Consider the following 18,590-nt stretch of genomic DNA (forward strand, 5'->3'; position numbering starts at 1 on the left):
TCGTGCCAACTGCTTCTCGTACTTACTGGCTTACCAGCCCTTGCCGTATCCGGCGTAAGGATCAATCGCTCTTGATCGAGCGCGAGAACGCCTCGCCCGTCCACATCCCCATCACCGATGTGCGGGATATCGTCGCCTGCGCCGAAACCGACATCAACACCGCGGTCGTCTCCCTGCTCAACCGACACCGCATCAACGTGCACCTGCTCAGCTACTACGGCGATTACGCCGGTTCCCTGCTGACCTCCGACACCAGCACCTCAGGCGAGACCGTCCTCGCTCAGGCCCGGCTCGCCGGCGCTCCAGAAGCCGCACTGAAGATCGCTCGCGATATCGTCGAGACCACCGCCTTCAACGTCCGACGCGTCGTTGACCGTCAATTATTGAAGGGTCCCTACACCGCCCTTCAAAAAACTGTCGCCGAAGCTGAGAGCGCGGCTCATCTAATGGGCGCCGAAGGGACCTTCCGCCGTTCGGCCTGGGCCGTTATCGACACAAAACTGCCCGCATGGCTTCAGCTTGAGGGACGCAGTCGGCGACCGCCGAAAAACGCCGGCAACGCATTCATCAGTTATGTCAACGGCATTGTGTATGCCCGCGTTCTCACCGCTGTCCGGCTCACACCACTGCACAGCGGAATCGCGTTCCTGCACAGCAGCATGGAACGCCAACGACACTCGCTCGTCCTGGACCTTTCCGAGATGTTCAAACCGCTCTTCGCCGAACGTCTGCTTCTCCGTATGGCCAGCCGTAACCAGCTCAAGGAGCATCACTTCGACAGCGACACCAACCAGGCCATGCTCAGCGAGGCCGGCCGCAAACTCGTCGTCCAAACGGTTCGTGATGAATTCGCCGTCACAGTCGCCCATCGCACCCTGGGCCGCTCCGTGGCGTACGACGAACTGCTCTACCTCGACGCGCTCGCCCTTACACGCCACTGCCTGGAGAACGTCGGCTACAGACCTTTCCGGATCTGGTGGTGACCTCATGTACGTCGTGGTGGTCTATGACACCGCTGCCGAGCGGAATCCGCAGATCCTACGAACCTGCCGCCAATACCTCCACCACGTGCAGCGCAGTGTCTTCGAAGGTCGGCTCACTCCAGCACAACTCCGTCGCTTCCAGAGCGCTGTGACCGCTGTCCTCGACCTCAGCTACGACAACGTCATCGTCTACACCTTCCCGCCCGGCGCCACGCCGCAACGGCTCGCGTGGGGAGCCACCGAACCGGAGCCCACAGATATCCTGTGATCCGGCTCTTTGACCACTCCATAGCGACAAATTTCAGCGACACACCGGGCTCGGCTGCACTACCGGAGGTCTGCTGAAAATCAGGCCGAAAACGCATCGATCCCACCGCCTGTGACCAGCGGCTTTACATTGGGGTCCTCATCGCCCCTACGAGGGGTCTCAACCTGGCTGCTCCGGACGGGTCGCTGAGCAAGACGGGCCGTCCTCATCGCCCCTACGAGGGGTCTCAACTGTCTGGGGTTCCAGCCTTCCGCTCGACTCCCCTAGAGTCCTCATCGCCCCTACGAGGGGTCTCAACGTGGAGGCAGGAGTGGGGCGGACGGTGCTGAGCGCGGGTCCTCATCGCCCCTACGAGGGGTCTCAACACGGCCGACTCGAACCGCCGCGCGGGCGCGCGGTCGTGTCCTCATCGCCCCTGTGAGGGGTCTCAACCGGACGATGTGGAACGGGCGCGTCATGCCGCACCTCCGGTCCTCATCGCGCCCCTGCGAGGGGTCGTAACCTGATTGGTCTCGATGGCCCACTCAGCGCACTCCTGCGTCCTCATAGCCCCTGCAAAACGCCACTACTCATTGGTAGTGACCTGCTACTTGACGCTCACATGGCTGCTCCCTGATCGCCGTGCCCGAGTCTCTGGATGGTCTGCTTTACGTCCTCGATGCTGCTCAGATTGTCACCCGATGCCACGGTTACCTGGTCTGGTCGGGTACGGCAACGCGACTGCGAGGAAGGTCTGTCGCCGCACCCGACCGGTGATCATTTGGTGTCGTCGGTTTGCAGCGCGTGTTTTCCGCGACTGCCCGGAGTGCGGTGGGACTGGAGGCGGGCCAGCGCAGTATCGACCAGGCGGCCGAGGTTGCCCAGTTCGTACAGCATCCGGTGGCGCTCAGCGTCCTCCCACGCCCTGATGACCGACCTGATGTCGCCCGACTTACCGGCCGTGACGATGACCTCTTTGCCGTTGACTCTCTTGGTGGCCGCATCGCCCACGATGATCCAGCCGTGCACGGTTACCTCCCCCGAGCAGCCACGATCAGGGCGACCACCTGTTCGGGATGCTCGCTTCGCACTGCCTGCAGGCCCGCGCCGTCGCGAAGAGAGACCAGGTAACTGCCCGAGCGCGCCCCCACGGTCACCGTGGCCACACACCAGCCCTGCGGACCCTTCACGGTCAACTCCGGCGGGTAGCGCTCCATCCACGACCGCAACGGCGGCTGATCGGGCCAGGCAGCCTCACTGTCGGCGAACAGTCCCAGGCTGATCGTGTGATGACGGTGAGCACGGATTCCCCGCTCGGTGAGAAGCCGCTGGACGACGGCCAGCGCCTTGTCATGGCTCTCCACCGTCGCCTCATCAACGGCGGGTGGGACGGCTCTACAGTTGTCCACGGGTCGCACCTCCAGTGTGCGATCAAGGACCCGCCGAACGAGTGGTGTCGTGTCGGCGGGTCCGCCATTTATTCGTTGCGCCAATCTCCGGTTCTGTTGTGCGGCTACCGAGAAGCATGTGTGATTGGTATCTCTCCGAACGAGGGGTTGCCTGGGCGAGGCAACGTGGCAACGGGAAGAGGCAACGATGAGTTTCGGGGAACAATTGCGTCGATATCGTCAGCAACGGAAGATTTCACTGGCGGGTCTTCACGCGGTGACCTACTTTTCCAAGAGCTATCTCAGCCGCGTTGAACAGGGGAAACGCAACCCGGAACGGGTATTGGCCGAACTCGCCGACGATGCCCTCGGAGCGGGAGGGAAGCTCGTCGAGGCATGGGAGAAGCAATACGGAAAACCGTTGCCTATGCTGGAGACGAGCACAGGAGGTAGGGCAACGAAACGACGTACGTTCATCAAGAGCGCGGCGATCGCTGCGGGAGTCGGGCTGACCGATGGAGCCGGACAGACCGACCAGAGCGCGGCAGCCGTTGCGCGCCTGCGTGATGCCCTCATCCCCAACGAGCCCAGCTCAGGACCCGTCCTCACACAGGCGTCCTTCGCCCGCGCCGTCACCCGTGCCCGGCGGGACTTCACCGCCGCCCGCTACGCCGATCTCGCCGGTGATCTCGCCGAGCTGATCCCCGTTGCCCGCGACGCGTCCGATCCGGCGGACCTCGCCACGGCCGCACAGGTCTACCACCTGACGACCCGCACGCTGATCAAGCTGAGCGCCTCACCGTACGCGTGGGTGTCGGCCCATCAGGGCGAGCGGGTCGCGCACGCCAGCGGTGACCTCCAGGCCATCGGGGAGGCACGTCGAGACCTGGCCAGCCTTTTCCACCGGGCGATGGACTACGGCAAGGCTCGTGACCTCACGGTGAGCACGGCGGAACTCCTTCGCCCGCAACTGCCCTCCGCTCCCGCCTCCGCCTGGGGATCGTATGGGGCGCTGATGTCCACCGGCGCCATCGCCGCAGCCCGGTTGGAAGACCGTGACAACGCCCTGGGCATGCTGGAGGAAGCCGAAGAGGCCGCCCGGCACGCGCCCAAGCTCGTGCTCAGCGTCGGGCATGTCGCCACCTACAAGATCGGTGTGTCCATCGTTCTCGGGGACGCCGGAACGGCCATAGAGCACGCCAGGGACATCGTTCCCGACGAGATCCCGACCCTGGAGCGTCGCGCCAGCTACTACACGGGCATCGCCGAGGCTTACACGCTCTGGGGGAAGACCGACCGCGCCGTGCGTGCGCTCCTGGTCGCCGAGAAGATCGCCCCATCCGAGGTACGGCGCACCGGACCACGGCAGGTGATCACCGATCTACTCCACCGCGACCGCCACGGCAAGCTCTCCGGTCTGCACGCTCTCGCACGTCGCTCCGGTGTAGCTCTGTGATCATTTTCTGAGTGACGATTCGACTGATCCCGCCCTCGTAGCCACTACTCGGCGGTTGTTCCTCCGGCCTGCGGTTTTCTGTGTTCGCGCGGTGGAGTTTCTATTGACGGCACCGAACTTCCGCCGGAAAGCGACAAAAGTTCCACGATTTCGACCGTAACATCTGGACAGTCGGTACGTAACATTTTAAGCTCACACCAGAATGAGCCGCGAAGTTGGCGAAAGTTCGGGAGGTGCAGCGATTGAGAACGCAGCACCACGCTCTTCGTCCCCTGCGCGGCGAGGGGCACCGCCCGAGATCAGTGGTCGGCTCGGACCCCGCACGGCCGTCGGACCGGAGCCGGAGTGACCGGGAGCAGTCCCTTCGCCCACTCACCCCCCACCCCCCTCGAACGGCCTGGAGGTCGTCATGCTGCCACCGATCTCTCCCACCATGACCCGCTGACGGCCGACGCGGCGCCCGAGGGTGCCGTGCCGCCGTCACAGGGGGATAGCCGGGGCGGCGGGGGCGGACGCCGACCGCTCCCGCCGACCCGGTCCCACCTCCCCGTTTTCCCTCTTACCGACCCAGCCCTCGCTCCCTCTCCCGCCGCTCCGGTGCCACCTTTCCGTTTTCTCGCGCCGTGGTCACCCATGACGGCGGATGACGGCCACCTTCGTGATGCCCTCCGACGCGCTCGCCCATGTTCACCGAACGGCGCACCCCGATCACGCAGCGCTCGAAAGTGACGTGTCTCACATTTCCTGACAGCAGCTTATTGACTGTTTTACCAATAGCAGTCACAGTTTGTCCGAGCGACGTCGCCGAGGGATTCCCCGTCTCTCCGCGTCGCCGGCGTGATCGGCGCACGCCCGCATGGACTCGTACCACAGGAAGCGAGCACCGCCGATCATGTTAAGAAAACTCGTCTCTTGCGTCGCCGTACTGGCGACGGCCCTCAGCCTGGCTCCCCCACCGGCGCAGGCCACACCGAACACCGCCACGAACACCGCGTCGAACGCGGTGGCGCTCGCGGCGCCCGGCTACACCCAGGTGACGCTCGCCAAGGGTGCGGCGGAGACCGGCGAGCCGATGGGCCTCACCGTCCTGCCGAACCGGGGCGTGCTGCACACCTCGCGCGACGGCACGATCCGCTACACCGACGTGCTGGGCAACACCAAGGTGGCGCTCACCATCCCGGTGTACACGCACGACGAGGAGGGCCTGCAGAGCATCAAGGCCGACCCGAACTTCGCGTCGAACCGGTGGGTGTACGTCTACTACGCGCCGCCGCTGTCCACCCCGGCCGGTGACGCGCCGGCCTCGGGGACGGCGGCGCAGTTCGCCCCGTTCAACGGGGTGAACCGGCTGGCCAGGTACACGGTGAACGCCGACCACACCCTCAACGCGGCCTCCGCGGTCACCGTCCTCGACGTCCCCACCAGCAGGGGCATGTGCTGTCACGTCGGCGGCGACATCGACTTCGACGCGGCAGGGAACCTCTACCTGTCCACCGGTGACGACACGAACCCGTTCGACTCCAGTGGTTACACGCCGATCGACGAGCGGACCGACCGCAACCCCGCCTACGACGCGCAGCGCACCTCCGCCAACAGCAACGACCTGCGGGGCAAGGTGCTGCGGATCAGGCCGAGCGCGGCCGGCGGCTACACGATCCCCTCGGGCAACATGTTCGCGCCCGGCACCGCGAACACCCGGCCGGAGATCTACGCGATGGGGTTCCGCAATCCGTTCCGGATGAACGTGGACAAGGCCACCGGCATCGTCTACCTGGGTGACTACGGGCCGGACGCGGGCACCGCGAGCGCCACCCGCGGGCCGGCGGCGTCGGTCTCGTTCGAGCGCATCACCCAGCCCGGTTTCTACGGCTGGCCGTACTGCTCGCAGTTCAACGTGCCGTACATCGACTTCACGTTCCCTTCCGGCCCCTCGGGTGCCGCGTTCAACTGCGCCGGCGGGCCGGTGAACACCTCGCGCAACAACACCGGCCTCACCCAGCTCCCGGCCTCGCGCGCGGCCTGGCTGCCGTACGGGGTCGGCCAGGACCGGTCGGAGCTGTGCTGCGGAAGCTGGTCGCCGATGAACGCCCCGGTCTACAACTACGACGCCGGGCTCGCCTCCGACGTGAAGTTCCCGGCGTCGATGAACGGCAAGGTGTTCATCGGCGAGTTCGGGCGGCGGTGGATCAAGACGGTCACCCTCGCCTCGGGCGGCGGGGTGGGCGCGATCGAGGCCTTCCCCGCCTGGACCGGCACCCAGGTGATGGACATGGAGTTCGGGCCGGACGGCGCGCTGTACGTGCTCGACTACGGCACCGGCTGGTTCGGCGGTGACGCGAACTCGGCCGTGTACAGGATCGAGTACAACTCAGGGACCGGACAGGCGCCGATCCCGGTGATCAACGCCACCCCGAAGGCCGGCAACGCGCCGCTCACCGTGCAGTTCAGCTCGGCCGGGACGACGGATCCGGACGGCGACCCGATCACCTACGCGTGGGACTTCACGACGAACGGCAGCACCGACTCGACCGCGGCCAACCCGTCGTTCACCTACGCGGCCAACGGCACGTACACCGCGACGTTGACGGTGAGCGACAACACCGGCCGCAGCGCCACGGCGAGCACCGTCATCAGCGTCGGGCAGCCGACGGTCACCCTCAACCTGCCGCTCAACGGGCGGGTGTTCAACTTCGGCGACGCGATCCCGTTCCAGATCAGCGTCACCGATCCGAACTCCCCGACCGTCGACTGCTCCCGGGTGAAGATCAACTACATTCTCGGTCACGACAGTCACGGCCACCAGATGACCAGTGCGACCGGCTGCTCGGGCACCATCCAGACTCCCGTGGACGGTGAGCACGACGCCAACGCGAACATCTTCGGCGTCTTCGACGCGGAGTACACCCCGGCCGGCTCAACCACGGCCGTCCACGCGCCGCAGGCCGTCCTGCAGCCGCGGACCCGCCAGGCCGAGCACTACAGCGCCCAGCAGGGTGTGCAGATCGTGGCCAAGCCGTCGGCGAACGGCGGCAACGCGGTCGGGCACGTCGAGAGCGGGGACTGGATCTCGTTCACGCCGTACAACCTGACCGGGGTCACGTCGTTCACCGCCCGGGTCGCGTCGGCGGGCGCCGGGGGCACGCTCACCCTGCGGGCCGGTTCCGCGACCGGGACGGTGATCGGCACGGCCACGGTCGCGCCGACCGGCGGCTGGGAGAACTGGGTCAACGTCACCGGCACGGTGACGCCGCCCTCGGGGACGACGAACCTGTTCCTGGTCTTCACCGGGGGGACGGGCTCGCTGTTCGACGTCGACTCCTTCACCTTCAACGGTGGCACGACCTCGACGAACCTCGCGCTGAACAAGCCGGCGACGGCCTCCAGCGTGGAGTCGGCCACCTACCCCGCCTCCGCCGCGGTGGACGCGTCGGCGACGACCCGGTGGTCCAGCGCGTTCTCCGACCCGCAGTGGATCCAGGTCGACCTGGGCGCCACGTACACGGTCAACAGGGTGCGTCTGGTGTGGGAGGCGGCCTACGGCTCCGCGTACCAGATCCAGACCTCGACGAACGGCACGACCTGGACCAATGCCCGATCGGTGACCGGCGGCAACGGCGGTGAGGACGACCACACCGGCCTGAGCGCCTCCGCCAGGTACGTGCGGATCAACGGCACCACCCGGGCCACGGTGTACGGGTACTCCCTGTTCACCTTCGAGGTCTACGGAAGCTGATCAACGGGGCGGAGCCGGCCACCCGGCTCCGCCCTGCCGGAGACGAGGGTCCGGACATGGCGGTGGCCCCGCCTCACCCCCCCAGGGGAAACGGGGCCACCGTTTTCCGACCGGACCCGCCTGAGCCGGGTGAGCGCACATCCGGTCGGAAAATCGGGTACGGCGCTACGCGGCCGTCGTCACGAGGTCAGCCCGCGCTACAGGAGACCGTCGGCCAGGTCGAGTTACCGTTGCGCTGGATCGTCACACCCCAGTTGTTGCCGTTGCCGTTGGGCCTCGCGGTCAGCACCTGGGCGCTGGGGTAGTTGGCGCTGATGTTCCAGGTGGAGAGGACCTTCGCGGGGGACGGGACGTTCATCGTCACGGTCCAGTTGCTCGAACCGCTGACCGAGACGTTGAGGTTGTAGCGGTCACTCCACTGCTCGCCCGCGGAGAGCGACGCGGTGCAGCCACCGTTGCCGCCACCGTTGTTGCCGCCACCGTTGTCGCCACCGGAGGAGCCGCCGATCGTGATGTTGGAGTTTCCGCTGCTCTGGTATCCCTCGGTGGCGAGGATCATGTAGTCGTGGCTGCCCAGGTTCATTCCGTTACGGGCCCACGCGTCGAAGTGGTTGCCGGAGGTTATGGTCCCGCCGGTCTTCTTCGACTGCCGGACGCTCCAGTACTGGTTGAACGTCCTGTTGCCCTCGATGGACGGGGCGTTGTACCGCGTCGTCTGGTAGATGTCGTACGTGCCGCCGTCGCTGGTGACCGTGCCCTTGTACGTGCCGGTGGGCCGGTAGTTGCCCCAGTTGTCGACGATGTAGTACTCCACGAGCGGGTTTCTCGTCCACCCGTAGAGGGTGAGGTAGGCGTTGCCCGACGGGTTGAAGCTGCCCGAGTAGTTCACGCTTCTGCGTCCGCCGGTGCGCCAGCCCTTGCCGGCGACGAAGTTCCCGGTGTTCCTCCACGAGGTGCTGTAGTTTCCGCCGGACCCCAGCTCCATGGAGACCGTGCCCTGGCTGTCGGTCCAGAACGAGTAGAAGTAGCCGCCGTTGTCGCCGGTCTGGTTGGTGGTGACGGCCGCGTGGGCGGGGCCGGGCAGTACCGCCACGGCGATGGCCAGGGCCACGGCGCAGGCACGGCCGACGAGCAGCCTGACGCGACCGCGTCCGCGCCTCTTGCGGGGGGCATCGTTCATGTGCGTGCTTCCTCCTCGTGAGGGCTGGGGCAGGCAGCGTGATACGACCCGGCGGGGCTCGCGGTGGCCGGGGGGACGTCCACCACGCGTTGGGGTCGTACAACGCGACAGGGCTGGCCGGCCGTCGTACGGTCGACGGCCGGAGGACCAGGCCGCGCGGCGAGTGACCCGGATCGGCAGCGTTTCGGGCTGTCGATGGTGAGAGTGTGGGTTCGACTCCGCCGAACTGTCAATAAGTTTCAGAAACATATCGGAAATCTGATCTTGCTAGAGCTTTGTCGATGAAGCATTTTGCCTGGTAGAAGACATTGCCCGATCAAACAGGGTCGGATTGATCCATGAAAGCTTCTTCTTGATGATCAAATACAAGGCGGCGATTCCGAAACGTTTCGATGCTTCCTTGACAGGTTTCGTAACAATCCACAGAATGACTCACCAAACAGGTCCTGCTCGCCTCACCCGGGGCGAGTGACGACGGAACCGCGGTTCCGTGCGTTCCGTACGTGTTACGCCGCAGCCGTACGGTGTCCGCTCTTACCGATCGATGTTCCAGTGGAGGAACAGAATGATCGAAAACGCGACCATCGGCAGTGGAAGCCGGATACGCCTCTCACGCGTCCGGCATTCACTCGTCATGAGTCTCCTCGTGGTTCTCGGAACGGTGTTCGCCGTGACCTCATCACCCGCGGCGCAGGCCGCCGACTGTAGTGCCGGATATGTCGGACTCACCTACGACGACGGCCCCAACCCCGGCAACACCGCCAACCTGCTGAACGCCCTGAAGCAGAACGGCCTGCGGGCCACCATGTTCAACACCGGGCAGAACGCCCAGAACAACCAGGCCCTGGTCCGCGCCCAGCAGGACGCCGGAATGTGGATCGGCAACCACAGCTACACCCACCCCCACCTCGTCAACATGAGCAGCTCCCAGATCCAGTCGGAGCTCCAGCGGACCCAGCAGGCCATCCAGCAGGCCACCGGGACCGCACCCAAGCTCTTCCGGCCTCCGTACGGGGAGACCAACGCCACCCTGCGATCGGTCGCGCAGCAGCTCGGCCTCACCGAGATCATCTGGGACGTCGACTCCCAGGACTGGAACGGCGCCGGTACGGCCCAGATCGTGCAGGCCGCCGGACGACTGCAGAACGGTCAGATCATCCTGATGCACGACCAGTACGCGACGACGCTCAACGCGATCCCGCAGATCGCCGCGAACCTGAGGAGCCGCAACCTGTGCGCCGGCATGATCTCACCCTCCACCGGCAGGGCCGTGGCACCTGACGGCGGCACCACCCCGACCAACCCGCCGAGCGGCAGTTGCACGGCCGGTATCACCGCCGGCCAGCAGTGGAGCGACCGGTTCAACCTGTCGGTCAACGTCTCGGGAAGCAACAACTGGATCGTCACCGTGACCCTGCGGAACGCCCAGCGGATCAGCTCCACCTGGAACGGCAGCCCGACCTGGGACGGCAGCGGCAAGGTCATGACGATGCGTCCCAACGGCAGCGGCAACACCTTCGGCTTCACCGTGATGCACGGCGGCGACTGGACCTGGCCGACGGTCTCCTGCCGGGTGGGCTGACACTTTCGTGTCCGGCCCCGCGGGGCGGTGTTGGCACCGCCACCGTGCCGCGAACCGGACGAGGGCGCCCCGCTCCCCCTTACGCGGGGGGAGCGGGGCGCGCCGTCGTCGGGTCAGGGGGCCCCGCATGTCAGTACCGGGGTGGCGGCGGTTCCGTTGGCGGTGAATCCGAACGTGGTGGTGGCGTTGGCGGCGAGGCTGGCGTTCCAGGTTTCGTTCCGGACGGTGACGGCCGCTCCCGAGCCGGACCGTATGCCTCCCCACAGCTGGGTGATGGACTGTGAGCCGGGCCAGGCCCAGCTCACCGTCCAGCCGTTGATCGCGCTGGAGCCGGCACGCACGGTGACATTGGACTGGAAGCCACCGCCCCAGGCGTTCACCGTCTGGATCGTCGCCGTGCACCCACCGGGGACGGGCGTGGGGGTCGGGGTGGGCGTGGGGGTCGGGGTCGGCGTCGGCGTCGGGGTCGGCGTCGGCGTCGGCGTCGGCGTCGGCGTCGGCGTCGGGGTCGGCGTCGGGGTCGGCGTGGGCGTCGGGGTCGGCGTGGGCCCGCCGATCACGACGGTCGTGAGGGAGCGCGGCCTGAGGGTGACGGCGCCGCCCGTCACCGTGGCGCGCGTGAGCGAGTTGGAGTTGTCGGTGACGTAGGCGGTGGTGCCGCCCTGCAGTCCGTCCCAGGTGACGGCCGAGTTGCCGGTGTTCAGCACCCCGACGACCTTCGAACCGTCGGAGTTGAGGAACGCCGACACCCTCAGCGACGAGTTGCTCGTCGACGTGCCGAGCCGGACCGCGCCCGGCCGGATGAACCGGCTGTACGCCGCCATCGCCCACAGCCGTTTGGACACGCGGTAGGTCCGCGCTGCCGGGTCGATCTGGATCAGCGCCCGGGTGGCTCCCGAAGAGCCCCCCAGCCAGTAGAGGTAACCGCTCACGTTGCCGACGGTGAGAGCCTGATGGATGCTCTGGGCGATGGTGAAGCCGTCCTGGCCGCTCCCGTCGTCCCAGTTCTCGTTCCAGGTGCTTCCGTCCGGGCCCCATTCCGACATCCAGCTGCGCTTGCTCCCGGGTTGCGGGCTCGTTATCTGGCTGGCGTAGGTGTGACCTGTGTAGGTGGACACCCATCGGCGGGCCTCAGGGTCCGCCTCGATGGCGTTGGTGTACGCCTTGGCCTGGTCCCAGCCGAAGGAGTCGCAACATGCGATCTTGACGTCGGTCGCGATCGGGCCGAGGACCTTGACGAAGGCGGCGGCCTGGGCCGGAGTGAAGCGCATGGACTCGTAGGTCGCCGTGTAGTCGGGTTCGTTGGTGAACCCCAAGTCCGTGATCTTGATACCTTCCTGCGCGTAGAACTTCGTGTACTGCGCCAGGTACCGGGCGTAGGCCGCCCTCCACTCGGGCTTGAGGGTGCCGCCGTTGTTCTCGCTTCCGTTGTCCTTCATGTAGCCGGGGGCGCTCCAGGCGTTGGCGTAGAAACGCTTCAGGCCGTACGACTGCGCGACCTTGGCCACCCACACCTGGGCGCCGTCGTCGCCGTCCCACACGTATCTCGGCGGCGCGTCAGGTCCACCGGGGTTCTGCGGCTGGATGGAGACCATCTTGTCGTACGGACTGCCGACCGGTGAGGCGCCGATGCCCAGGCGCAGGATGCTGAGCCCCGCGCCGGTCTCCTGGTCGAACCACAGGCGGAAGATGTCGTTCTGCTGCGCCGTCGACAGGTCACGCAGCAGTTCGCCCCGGCGAAACGCCGTGGAGACGCCGAAGCCGTCCATCTCCTGATAACGCACGTTGTCTGAAACGGTGATGACAGGCGCGGCTGCGACCTGCCCGGCCTGCCCGGCTACGGCCACCAGTGATGTGCCGAGAAGAGCGACTGACATGACGATCCGTATCACGGACCCTCCCGAGATCGTGCCATCCGGATGCTTCTAGCAGGTGAAGCTGGTCTGACTGAGACGGCTCAATGCTTTCCACGGCTGTTCATCCCGCTGCGTACCTGGCTCGCCGACGAGAGTTCCCCTCTCGGCCGCCGCCGGCCCGAGCGTGATCGCCGCGACGGCCGCCGTCGGTCCGAGAAGGGCGATCACCGTGTGTTCGCGCTAACAATCGAGTGAAGCGGTGCGTCCAGCCCGGGCACCCAAGTGTGGGAAAAGACCCCAAAGGCGTCAAGGACGTGACTGAAAGTTTCGAGCCTCTCGCTTCCGTGTGGATGCGGTGACCAACGAAAACCACATTCCCGCCGCGGAAGACAGCAGCCTCTTCATCGGCGGAAATACGGCTTGCGAGGTCGAGGTTGTTCAGCGGTGCCGCTTGACCGCCGAAAGACCGGCGGTTCTGAAAGTTTCACTTCCCACGATGTCCGGACTCCAGCCCGTTGATGTGCGGCCAGCGCTGAAAGGCGGCGGCGAGCCAGGCTTGACGACGGAGGCGCTGGTGCGGGGCGGAGAAGCCGACGGTGACGCCCTGGAGTACGCCCGGTCATGATGCCGTCGGCCGTTCAGGACCAGGCGACCGGGATGCCGTTGGCGCCCTCGACACCGGGTATCCGTCCAACCGCCGAGTGGTTTTTGAAATGTTTCGGGGTTCCGGCATTGACCTTTCTTCTTGAAGACAGATTTAATACGATCGTTTTCGCCATTTAACCGAAAGTTTCGGGGGCCGATTCCGAGGGAGTTCGATGAAGCGTTTACTGATCGTCGGTACCACCACGCTCATGCTGGCCGGTGCGCTGAACACCGTCCCCGTCCAGGCGAAGGAGCGGCCCCCCAAGGTCGCCGAGCAGAGCCTGCGCGCACTCGCCGCCCGCCACGACCTCGCCATCGGCACCGCCGTCGACATGGACGTGCTGCGCGACGCGAGCGATCCGCAGTACCGGGCGCTCACCGCCTCGCAGTTCTCCACCGTCACCGCCGAGAACGCGATGAAGTGGGAGTCGCTCGAACCGACCCGGGGCGTGTACAACTGGGGGCCGGCCGACGAGCTGATCGAATTCGCCCGCAAGAACAAGCAGCAGGTCCGCGGTCACGTCCTGGTCTGGCAGAACCAGCTGCCGGCCTGGCTCACCAAGGGCGTCGAGGACGGGACGATCAGCAAGGCCCAGCTCCGCGACATCCTGCGCAACCACATCACCACCGTCGTCAAGCGCTACAAGGGCAAGATCTGGCAGTGGGACGTCGTCAACGAGGCGGCGAGCGACCCGTGGGACAGCCCGTCGTCGATCCACCTGAAGGGCTTCTGGGCGCAGCACCTCGGCCCCGGCTACATCGCCGACGCCTTCCGCTGGGCCCGCGCGGCCGACCCGGGCGCGCTGCTGTTCTACAACGACTACAACATCGAGGCGTTCGGCGATCGCGGCGCCTCGGACAAGACCTGGTACGTCTACAACATGGTGAAGCAGCTGCGCGCGAGCGGCGTCCCCATCGACGGCGTGGGCAGCCAGGGGCACCTCGGCACCCAGTACGGCAACTTCGACGCCTTCCAGGCGCTCGAGGTGCTCGACGCCTTCTCCGACCTCGGGCTCGCCACCGCGTTCACCGAGGTGGACGTGCGCAGCCAGATGACCGACGGCGTGCGGGCGGGCGACTCCAACGAGGTCAACCCCCGCCTCCAGGCGTCGGCGGCCAACTACAGCGTGCTCCTGCAGGCCTGCCTCGCCAACCGGCACTGCCTCGCCTACACCGTCTGGGGATTCACCGACAGGCACTCCTGGGTGCCCGGCTGGTTCTCCGACCCCCCGGAGGGCCTGGCCACCCTGTACGACGAGTCCTACCAGCCCAAGCGCGCCTACAACGTCGTCAAGGCCGACCTGGCGTTCACCGGACCGCCCAACGTCCTGCCGAGGATCCCGCAGAAGCCCCGGCGATGAGCGACGGCGGGGTGTCCGTGCTCGGACACCCCGCCGTTTCTCAGCCGAGCCTCCCGTGGAGGACCCGGTGACGAGACGAACGGGCCGGGCCGCGGTGTTCGCGGCCCGGCCCGAACCGGGATCGGATCAGGGACTGGTGCAGGTGGCCGTGGGGGTGGCCGCGGTGCCGTTGCCGGTGAAGCCGAACGTGGTCGAGGCGTTCGCCGCGATGGAGCCGTTGTAGGGGGCGTTGCGGACGGTCACGCTGGAGCCGGACACGGTGTGCTCGCCGCTCCACAGGCTGCTGATGCTCTGCCCGCCCGGCCAGGTCCACCGTACGGTCCACCCGTTGACCGGCGAGTTACCCGCGCGAACGGTCACCGTCGTCTGGAACCCTCCCGGCCAGCTGTTGGTCGTCTCGACCGTCGCCGTACACGCCCCCGTACCCGGGGTGGGAGTCGGGGTGGGCGTCGGGGTCGGGGTGGGCGTCGGGGTCGGGGTCACGGTGGGAGTGGGCGACGGGGTGGGGTTCGGGGTCGCGGCGTTGAGCGCGTCCAGGACGGCGTTGTAGGCCGGCTTCTTGTTGCTGCCACTGAACAGCAGCGGGGTGTCGCCCGAGCGCCAGGAGTCCTGGTCGCGCACGCCCCACACGGTGATGCCGTTGCAGCGGGGCACGGCCAGGCAGTCGTTGACCACCGCGGCGTAGGTCTGCGGGGAGGCGCCCTGGATGTCCAGCTCGGTGATCTGCACGTCCACCCCCAGCGCCGCGAAGCTCTGAATGGTGGTGCGGTAGTTGCTGTTGTAGGGGCTGCCGCTGTTGAAGTGCGACTGCAGGCCGACGCAGTCGATCGGGACGCCGCGCGCCTTGAAGTCGCGGACCATGTTGTAGACGCCCTGCGTCTTGGCCCAGGTCCAGTTGTCGATGTTGTAGTCGTTGTAGCAGAGCTTGGCGGCCGGGTCGGCGGCGCGCGCGGTGCGGAAGGCGACCTCGATCCAGTCGTTGCCGGTGCGCTGCAGGTTGGAGTCACGCCGGCCGCCACCGCTGTCGGAGAAGGCCTCGTTCACCACGTCCCAGGCGTAGATCTTGCCCTTGTAGTGGTTCATCACACCGTTGATGTGATTGATCATCGCCTGGCGCAGCGCGCTGCCCGACATGGATTCCATCCAGCGCGGCTGCTGGGCGTGCCAGGCCAGCGTGTGCCCGCGCACCCGCTTGCCGTTCTGCACCGCCCAGTTGTAGATGCGGTCGGCGTTGCCGAAGCTGAACTGGTTCTGGTTCGGCTCGGTGGCGTCGATCTTCATCTCGTTCTCGGCCGTGATCATGTCGAACTCACGGTTCGCGATCGTGGTGTACTGCGAGTCACCAAGCCTGCCGGCGCTGATCGCGGTGCCGAAGTATCGCCCGCTCTGCTGGGCCGCCGCGCCGAGCGTGGTCGCCGCGGCACTCGCGGAGCTCGAAGCGCCGGCCGAACCCGGCACCGTCACCGCCGCGAACGTGCCGAGCACGAGGGTGCCGAGGGCGCCGGCGACCAGGGTCCGGCGGAGACCACCGAGGGGTCGCCGGGTTCCGGGCGGGGGGATGGCATTTGTGCCCATGCCTGAGCCTCCATAAATGCATCACGGGAAACACGGGGGACATCCCCGCGAGTTCGACGTCACGCCCGTTGCCGGAAAGGCCGGAAATGCACACCACAGGGCGTCGCAGGCGACGGCCCTGCTGCGCGCGCCACCGACCTGGCCGTAGGAGGACGCCTTGGGGACTCAGTGTGGAAACCTCACCGAAATACGTCAAGGCTGCACAGAAAGTTTCGGATCCTCGCTCGGCGTATATGCCCAGGCCATGCTCACAACCTCTGTCCCTGCCTCCTGAAACCTTGCGGTCCCATCGCGGCGAGGCGAGACACGGTGAATGTAAGTTTCAGTGCGACGCCCTCGCGGTCGAAGATCGCGAGGGCGGGAGATCCTCGTTCCCGTCCCCGCGAATCAGGGAAGGCGGCTGCCGGCGAGCAGTCGTTCGCACGCGTCGAGCAGACGTTGCCGCAGCGGCCTCGCCCGCTCGGCGAACCCCCGCTGCTCGGCGGCGTACTCGGCCCGTCCCTCGGACGTCTCGATCCGGATCGCCCGATGGCCGAGCGCGGTGAGGTCGTACGGAGAGGCCCGCATGTCCAGGGTCCTGATCTCTCTGGCCAGCTCGAAGCAGTCGGCCACGAGTTCCGAGGGGACCAGGGGCGAGAGCTTGTAGGAATGCTTGTAAAGGTCCATGTTGGCGTGCAGACAGCCCGGCTGTTCCAGCTCCGGCTGCCGTTCCCTCGTCGGCCACAGCGCGTTGAGCGGGCGCGCCTCGGGGGTGAAGAAGCGGAAGGCGTCGAAGTGGCCGCAGCGCACGCCCCGCTCCTCCACGACCTGTGCGATCTCCTCCCCGCTGAGCCGCAGCGGCCAGGAGTCGTGCCGCACCTCCGTGGCCTTGTAGACCATCGCCCACTCGTGCAGGCCGAAGCAGCCGAAGTATCCGGGCCGTGACGCGGTGGCGGCCAGCAGCCGCATGATCCACTCGACGGAGGGACCGCGCCTGCTCATCAGCGTCGCGGTGTCGAGCGTCGCTCCCTCTGAAGTGTCGAGGTAGCCGCGGCCCACATCGCGCGCCCCCTTCAGAAGCACCCCGGCGCCCGGATGCCACCTGCGCAACCGCGCCGGCCGGTGCCCGTAGTAGGTGAACAGGAAGTCCTCGATGGGATGGGCCTCGCCCCGCGCCCGGCGCGCCAGGTGCGGCTCCGCCCACACCTCGACCCGCCGGCGGTGGGCCTCCGCCCGAGCCCGCCACTCCTCCGGTTCCAGAACCTCCACCGCTGAATGGTACGCGCGGGCGGGTGGTGCCCGTCCGCCCTCCCTTCCGGGTGCGGTGACGGTGAGCGCCTGCCGAACGGCGCATCGGTGAACGGAAGATGAATTGTCAATACAACTGCGGGTGCCGCGCTTCGCACTGTCGTAATTAATCACATAATTCGATTACAGCCGCTATTACATGGCGATATGGGGCAAGCCTTCGAGGAATCACATGAAGCGTTGGATCGGTGTCGGGCTGGCGCTGCTCCTCGGCGCCGCCGTGGTGGCGGCGATCGTGGTGGGCAACCGTGGCGGCGGCGCGGAGACGCGGGAGCTCACCCTGGTCAGAGGGGTGATCGGGTCGGAGAAGAAGCCGTTCTTCGACGATCCGGGGGTGCGGGCGGTCTTCGCCGGGCACGGCCTCCGGGTGGAGGTCGACACTGCCGGGTCGCGTCAGATCGCGACCTCGGTGGACCTGGGAGAATACGGCTTCGCGTTCCCGTCCAGCGCTCCGGCGGCCGAGAAGATCAGGCGTGACCGGGGCGTCGCCCGCACGTTCGCGCCGTTCTCCTCCCCCATGGCGGTCGCCACCTTCACCCCGATCGTGGACGTCCTCACCAAGGCGGGCGTCGTACGGGACTCGGGGCAGGGTTACCAGGTGCTCGATATCCGTAAATATCTGGATATGGTGGCTAAAGGCACTCGGTGGGACCGACTACCGGGTAATACTGCTTATCCGGCACGCAAGCGCGTCCTGCTCACCACCACCGACATCCGCACCTCCAACTCCGCGGCGATGTATCTCTCGATCGCCGGTTACGTGGCCAACGGCGACGACGTGGTCACCTCGGAGGAGCAGGGTGCCAGGGTCGCCGGCACCGTCGCCCCCCTCTTCCTCGACCAGGGATACTCCGAGACCTCCACCGAGGCGCCGTTCGAGGACTACCTGTCCCTGGGGATGGGGAAGACGCCCATGGTCGTGATCTACGAGGCGCAGTACGCCTCGCGGCTGTTCGCCGGGGACGGCTCGATCCGTCCTGACATGCAGCTGCTCTACCCCTCGCCCACGGTCCTGAGCAAGCACACCCTCGTACCGTTGAGCGCGCAGGGCACCGAGGTCGGCAGGCTCCTGCAAGAGGATCCCGAACTCGGACGCCTCGCGGCCCGGTACGGCTTCCGCACCGCCGCCGCCAAGGCGTTCGACGACCTCGTGGCGAAGGTGAACGCGCCGCTGCCTCCCGGCCTGGTCGACGTGGTGGAACCCCCCGAACACGAGCGGCTGGAGGGCATGATCTCCGCGATCGAGACGCGCTACCGGTCCGGAGCGGTCCCCTCACCCACCCCCTGACCTCACCTT

General features: G+C 66.9%; 14 protein-coding genes and 1 CRISPR repeat array. Of the genes, 8 read left to right on the plus strand and 6 right to left on the minus strand.

Going from position 1 to position 18,590, the window contains the following annotated elements; translation table 11 throughout:
- Nucleotides 1-2: 2 nt before the first annotated feature.
- Nucleotides 3-983, plus strand: coding sequence for a CRISPR-associated endonuclease Cas1 (cas1, locus tag ABZ664_RS30865; RefSeq protein ID WP_362517473.1), 981 nt, complete (start codon nt 3-5; stop codon nt 981-983).
- A 4-nt stretch (nt 984-987) separates the two neighbouring features.
- Nucleotides 988-1,251, plus strand: coding sequence for a CRISPR-associated endonuclease Cas2 (gene cas2 / locus ABZ664_RS30870; protein WP_362517476.1), 264 nt, complete (start codon nt 988-990; stop codon nt 1,249-1,251).
- A gap of 134 nt (nt 1,252-1,385) precedes the next feature.
- Nucleotides 1,386-1,751: a CRISPR direct-repeat array (repeat unit 30 nt; unit sequence GTCCTCATCGCCCCTACGAGGGGTCTCAAC).
- 256 nt (nt 1,752-2,007) lie between these two features.
- Here cas2 and ABZ664_RS30875 read toward each other — a convergent pair.
- Together ABZ664_RS30875 and ABZ664_RS30880 are read right to left on the minus strand one after the other, a co-directional pair.
- The gene (locus ABZ664_RS30875; RefSeq protein WP_362517479.1) at nt 2,008-2,259 is read right to left on the minus strand and encodes a hypothetical protein; all 252 of its coding nucleotides are present in this window, start codon (nt 2,257-2,259) and stop codon (nt 2,008-2,010) included.
- Nucleotides 2,260-2,261: 2 nt separating this feature from the next.
- Nucleotides 2,262-2,639, minus strand: a complete 378-nt coding sequence (locus ABZ664_RS30880) for a hypothetical protein (protein WP_362517482.1) — start codon at nt 2,637-2,639, stop codon at nt 2,262-2,264.
- A gap of 187 nt (nt 2,640-2,826) precedes the next feature.
- Here ABZ664_RS30880 and ABZ664_RS30885 point away from each other — a divergent pair, with 187 nt between their 5' ends.
- Both ABZ664_RS30885 and ABZ664_RS30890 read left to right on the plus strand, forming a co-directional pair.
- The gene (locus ABZ664_RS30885; RefSeq protein WP_362517485.1) at nt 2,827-4,074 is read left to right on the plus strand and encodes a helix-turn-helix transcriptional regulator; all 1,248 of its coding nucleotides are present in this window, start codon (nt 2,827-2,829) and stop codon (nt 4,072-4,074) included.
- An 892-nt stretch (nt 4,075-4,966) separates the two neighbouring features.
- Nucleotides 4,967-7,807 carry a carbohydrate-binding protein gene (locus ABZ664_RS30890; RefSeq protein ID WP_362517488.1) on the plus strand — a complete coding sequence of 947 codons (2,841 nt, stop codon included), beginning with the start codon at nt 4,967-4,969 and terminating at the stop codon, nt 7,805-7,807.
- 187 nt (nt 7,808-7,994) lie between these two features.
- Here the strand turns inward: ABZ664_RS30890 and ABZ664_RS30895 are convergent, their stop codons facing one another.
- Nucleotides 7,995-8,987, minus strand: coding sequence for a glycoside hydrolase family 11 protein (locus ABZ664_RS30895; RefSeq protein ID WP_362517491.1), 993 nt, complete (start codon nt 8,985-8,987; stop codon nt 7,995-7,997).
- Between the two features lie 670 nt (nt 8,988-9,657).
- Here ABZ664_RS30895 and ABZ664_RS30900 point away from each other — a divergent pair.
- Nucleotides 9,658-10,569, plus strand: coding sequence for a polysaccharide deacetylase family protein (locus tag ABZ664_RS30900; RefSeq protein ID WP_362517494.1), 912 nt, complete (start codon nt 9,658-9,660; stop codon nt 10,567-10,569).
- Nucleotides 10,570-10,682: 113 nt separating this feature from the next.
- Here ABZ664_RS30900 and ABZ664_RS30905 read toward each other — a convergent pair whose 3' ends face one another.
- Nucleotides 10,683-12,446 (minus strand): cellulose binding domain-containing protein, encoded by a 1,764-nt coding sequence (locus ABZ664_RS30905; protein WP_362517497.1) that lies wholly within the window; start codon nt 12,444-12,446, stop codon nt 10,683-10,685.
- A 334-nt stretch (nt 12,447-12,780) separates the two neighbouring features.
- Between ABZ664_RS30905 and ABZ664_RS30910 the strand changes: the two genes are divergently transcribed.
- Both ABZ664_RS30910 and ABZ664_RS30915 read left to right on the plus strand, forming a co-directional pair.
- The gene (locus ABZ664_RS30910; RefSeq protein ID WP_362517500.1) at nt 12,781-13,050 is read left to right on the plus strand and encodes a hypothetical protein; all 270 of its coding nucleotides are present in this window, start codon (nt 12,781-12,783) and stop codon (nt 13,048-13,050) included.
- 193 nt (nt 13,051-13,243) lie between these two features.
- Nucleotides 13,244-14,431 carry an endo-1,4-beta-xylanase gene (locus ABZ664_RS30915; RefSeq protein WP_362517503.1) on the plus strand — a complete coding sequence of 396 codons (1,188 nt, stop codon included), beginning with the start codon at nt 13,244-13,246 and terminating at the stop codon, nt 14,429-14,431.
- A 126-nt stretch (nt 14,432-14,557) separates the two neighbouring features.
- Here the strand turns inward: ABZ664_RS30915 and ABZ664_RS30920 are convergent, their stop codons facing one another.
- Both ABZ664_RS30920 and ABZ664_RS30925 read right to left on the minus strand, forming a co-directional pair.
- The gene (locus ABZ664_RS30920; protein ID WP_362517506.1) at nt 14,558-16,006 is read right to left on the minus strand and encodes an endo-1,4-beta-xylanase; all 1,449 of its coding nucleotides are present in this window, start codon (nt 16,004-16,006) and stop codon (nt 14,558-14,560) included.
- Nucleotides 16,007-16,393: 387 nt separating this feature from the next.
- A complete protein-coding gene (locus tag ABZ664_RS30925) occupies nt 16,394-17,254 on the minus strand; it encodes a 3-methyladenine DNA glycosylase (RefSeq protein ID WP_362517509.1) in 861 nt (286 codons plus the stop codon).
- A gap of 211 nt (nt 17,255-17,465) precedes the next feature.
- Between ABZ664_RS30925 and ABZ664_RS30930 the strand changes: the two genes are divergently transcribed.
- Nucleotides 17,466-18,581 (plus strand): hypothetical protein, encoded by a 1,116-nt coding sequence (locus ABZ664_RS30930; protein WP_362517512.1) that lies wholly within the window; start codon nt 17,466-17,468, stop codon nt 18,579-18,581.
- Nucleotides 18,582-18,590 lie beyond the last annotated feature (9 nt).

This window comes from Streptosporangium sp. NPDC006930, from assembly GCF_040635605.1.
Classification (GTDB): Bacteria; Actinomycetota; Actinomycetes; order Streptosporangiales; family Streptosporangiaceae; genus Streptosporangium.

Bases quoted from the DNA above. Each gene is read 5' to 3' on its own strand.
- cas2 (WP_362517476.1), top strand. From the start codon at position 988: ATGTACGTCGTGGTGGTCTATGACACCGCTGCCGAGCGGAATCCGCAG.
- ABZ664_RS30885 (WP_362517485.1), top strand. From the start codon at position 2,827: ATGAGTTTCGGGGAACAATTGCGTCGATATCGTCAGCAACGGAAGATT.
- ABZ664_RS30890 (WP_362517488.1), top strand. From the start codon at position 4,967: ATGTTAAGAAAACTCGTCTCTTGCGTCGCCGTACTGGCGACGGCCCTC.
- ABZ664_RS30895 (WP_362517491.1), bottom strand. From the start codon at position 8,987: ATGAACGATGCCCCCCGCAAGAGGCGCGGACGCGGTCGCGTCAGGCTG.
- ABZ664_RS30905 (WP_362517497.1), bottom strand. From the start codon at position 12,446: ATGTCAGTCGCTCTTCTCGGCACATCACTGGTGGCCGTAGCCGGGCAG.
- ABZ664_RS30915 (WP_362517503.1), top strand. From the start codon at position 13,244: ATGAAGCGTTTACTGATCGTCGGTACCACCACGCTCATGCTGGCCGGT.
- ABZ664_RS30920 (WP_362517506.1), bottom strand. From the start codon at position 16,006: ATGGGCACAAATGCCATCCCCCCGCCCGGAACCCGGCGACCCCTCGGT.
- ABZ664_RS30930 (WP_362517512.1), top strand. From the start codon at position 17,466: ATGAAGCGTTGGATCGGTGTCGGGCTGGCGCTGCTCCTCGGCGCCGCC.